3 protein-coding genes and 3 pseudogenes are annotated in these 2,686 nt (G+C 56.6%); 2 read left to right on the forward strand and 4 right to left on the reverse strand.

Annotated elements, in window-relative coordinates; genetic code table 11:
* Positions 1-126, reverse strand: a pseudogene (locus tag PUT78_RS23270) (IS5/IS1182 family transposase); the annotation flags it as partial.
* Positions 127-513: 387 nt separating this feature from the next.
* Here PUT78_RS23270 and PUT78_RS23275 point away from each other — a divergent pair.
* On the forward strand, positions 514-804 hold the full coding sequence (locus PUT78_RS23275) for a hypothetical protein (protein WP_274354604.1): 291 nt from the start codon (positions 514-516) through the stop codon (positions 802-804).
* 76 nt (positions 805-880) lie between these two features.
* On the opposite strand, the pseudogene PUT78_RS23280 reads toward PUT78_RS23275, so the two are convergent.
* The 3 genes and pseudogenes from PUT78_RS23280 to PUT78_RS23290 form a co-directional block, all read right to left on the reverse strand.
* Positions 881-1,120 (reverse strand): annotated as a pseudogene (locus tag PUT78_RS23280) (transposase); the annotation flags it as partial.
* A gap of 59 nt (positions 1,121-1,179) precedes the next feature.
* Positions 1,180-1,971, reverse strand: coding sequence for a hypothetical protein (locus PUT78_RS23285; protein WP_274354605.1), 792 nt, complete (start codon positions 1,969-1,971; stop codon positions 1,180-1,182).
* Between the two features lie 28 nt (positions 1,972-1,999).
* Positions 2,000-2,443: a hypothetical protein gene (locus PUT78_RS23290; protein ID WP_274354606.1), complete on the reverse strand. Its 444-nt coding sequence runs from the start codon at positions 2,441-2,443 to the stop codon at positions 2,000-2,002.
* Positions 2,444-2,568: 125 nt separating this feature from the next.
* On the opposite strand from PUT78_RS23290, the pseudogene PUT78_RS23970 reads away from it, so the two are divergent.
* Positions 2,569-2,686 (forward strand): annotated as a pseudogene (locus PUT78_RS23970) (IS6 family transposase); the annotation flags it as partial.

The following is a 2,686-nucleotide window of genomic DNA, read 5'->3' on the forward strand; positions in this document are numbered from 1 at the left end:
GGCGTCCCTGGCTATCGCAGATGGCATGTAACTTGGTATTCATGCCGCCCTTGGTCCGCCCGATCAGGCGACCACGCCCCCCTTTTTCACGCCCATGCTGGTCGCGGTGCGGTGTGCTTTGAGGTAGTCATATCTGATCGCCGCCCCGTCGACATATATGGTTGGTGGACCGGTAACCTTGGGGTTCAGTCTACCAGAGCTTTGTGGCTTAAATATTATGTTTTCTCCATTCGGTCCTGTACCACGCAGGTTGCCATGCCACAACAAGCGCGTGGCTTCACATCTTCACGAGAAGGGGGGCAATCGGTATGCGTCGGACCGACCATGAACAGACGCGCACCTATGGCCCACGTGGACGCCAAACCAACACTGCCGAACAAGGCCTTTCGTTCCGTGATACGCTTGCGCGAGATATTCGCGATGTGCGGGGAGTCGACAGGGGGTACACCCCCGCGACAAGAGAAATGCTCAACTACTACCGATCAAACTTACCGGACCTGATGAGGTGATGAGATGAGAAGAGAGGTTTTAGAACTGCTTAAGCTTGGAAAACTGCCGACCGATAAAGATGGCGATACCTATTGGGATGAGTATTTTCTTATTCTTGATTCTATTGAAGAGCCGACAACAATCGAAGAAGCAGAAGCTCTTCTCCAGTGTTTTCACGATTCCGAAGAGGAAGGTGCGCATGGAGGTGCGCAAACACTTATGCACATTATCGAAAGCTCAGGATTTCGTTTCAAAACTCGTCCTGATTTCCGCAATGCGTGGCATCGATATATGTGGGAACGCCAGAACAGATAAACAGCTGTCGCGTAGCCCTTAATTGGGCTCTGCCTCACTCTGTGTGGCGGAACGGTAGCATTCTCGCCCGCAACAATTATGGGCCGGCTCGGCCGTACATGGCGCGCTTGAGGGTCTTCAGGCGATTGATCTGACCTTCCGCCTGGCCGTTGCTCCAGGGCATCTCGATGGCGTTTCTGACCGCATCGAAGTCCCGGTTCAAGGTGCGGGCAAAGCGCACGATGGGCGCCAGGTCGGTTTCGATCGCGTCGTCGATCCATGCAGGGAGTGGGTCTGCTTCGCGGCCGCGCAGCATGCCGTTGAACCGCATGGCCAAGGATGATGGCAAGGGCATACGTGGCAGCGCGTGTGGTGGTCATGGGGTTATCCAAAGGGTCACAAGCGGCGTGTGTAGGCAGGGGGCTTGCTGCTGTTCTTGTTCGTATAGTGAACGGTCACGACCAACAGGGCCATCCCCAACGCTGTGCCAATCAAACCGGGTGCAGGATCGGCCTCGGAACTTAGCAAGAGATGGATGATGCTCACAAAAGCGGTTATTGACATCCACTCCCCAACCAATAGCGTCACTCGCGCCAAGTCGCTGGCCCCATGTTTGCGCGGTAATGTCATCGGCATGATCGCATTCCCAATCAAGCCGATCATGAACAGCCAGACCCAGATCACCTGCGGCGCAGGCCAGCCTTTCATGACCCCGAAAAAGACCGCCAAGCCAAGTGCCGCGCCAAACACTGAGCCAAACTCCTTGATCAAAACGCGGCGCATTTGGGGGTGTCGCCATAACATAGGCCCGAACCACCACAGCCAGATTGTGCTCAATGCAGCCAGCATGATCAGTGTGAGCGAGAGCTCATCGAAGAGTTGCAAAAGCGTTAATCCCTGCGCTGCGCCAGGAAATCTCAGATACAGGCTCATCAGTGGTAAAAGCCCCAGAATGAACAGCAAATACCTGCGCGCCTTGCGTGGCCCTTCGGCTGTGGCGGGATTATGCGTCTGTTGCAACCACCCCGGCATCAGGAGAACCGCAAACACGGCCACGTGGAATGCGAAGCGCCCCCAATCGGTGGCTCGGTCGGCGCCCTGCGCGGACAGGTTGTGCAATAGCGTGATCAGAAGCGCAGTGCCAAAGATTGTGCCCCAGAAGAAATAGGCTTCGCGGTCGGTGGTCATTAAGCGGTATCCATCTGAAATATCGCCCTTACTGGCGGGTGCGACTTGGGCGGGTACTTTGGGGAAAAAACCACGGCAAGACCAGCGCAGCCACCGCCAAGGTCCCGGCGACCGCCAGCGCGGATGTGACAAGAAAGGCGATTTGCTGGTTGGGATCTCCGGGGTGCGCGTATCCGCTGATCCAGAAAAGCACCAGAACCGCCGCCCCGAAGGATAGGTTTTCGCCCAGTCCGATCACCCAGCGCCCCAGCCGTGTTGCGCCCGCGCGCGGCACTGTGCCGGGCATCAACGTGCCCGCCACGACGCCCAGACAGATCAGCCACATCCACAGCGCCTGCACCGCCGTTGCCTGCGCGATCAGCCAAAGCTGCAGGGCCAGAAGCGTGGCGAACCCGATGCTTCGCAGCGCACGGCGGGTCAGAATGCGACGGGCCGAGGGGTGCAGGCGGTTGAATGACTTTATCGAGGGCAAAAGCAACGGGACGCCTATGATCAGAGAGAAGAGACCCAAGAAGAACAAAAGATTCACAACACTGTTTGCAGGGGACTGTTGCATTAATCGCAGTGTCTTGCCATTTTTTGCTTTTAAGGTCCAGCATGCCGCGCAAATCGCCATTCAGATACCACCGCTTTCAACGCGGGATCATCCTTTGTGCGGTAGGTTGGTATTTGCGCTATCCGCTGTCATATCAGGACGTGGTCGATCTTCTTGCTG

It is taken from the genome of Roseinatronobacter alkalisoli (assembly GCF_028745735.1).
In the GTDB taxonomy this organism is placed as follows: Bacteria; Pseudomonadota; Alphaproteobacteria; order Rhodobacterales; family Rhodobacteraceae; genus Roseinatronobacter; species Roseinatronobacter alkalisoli.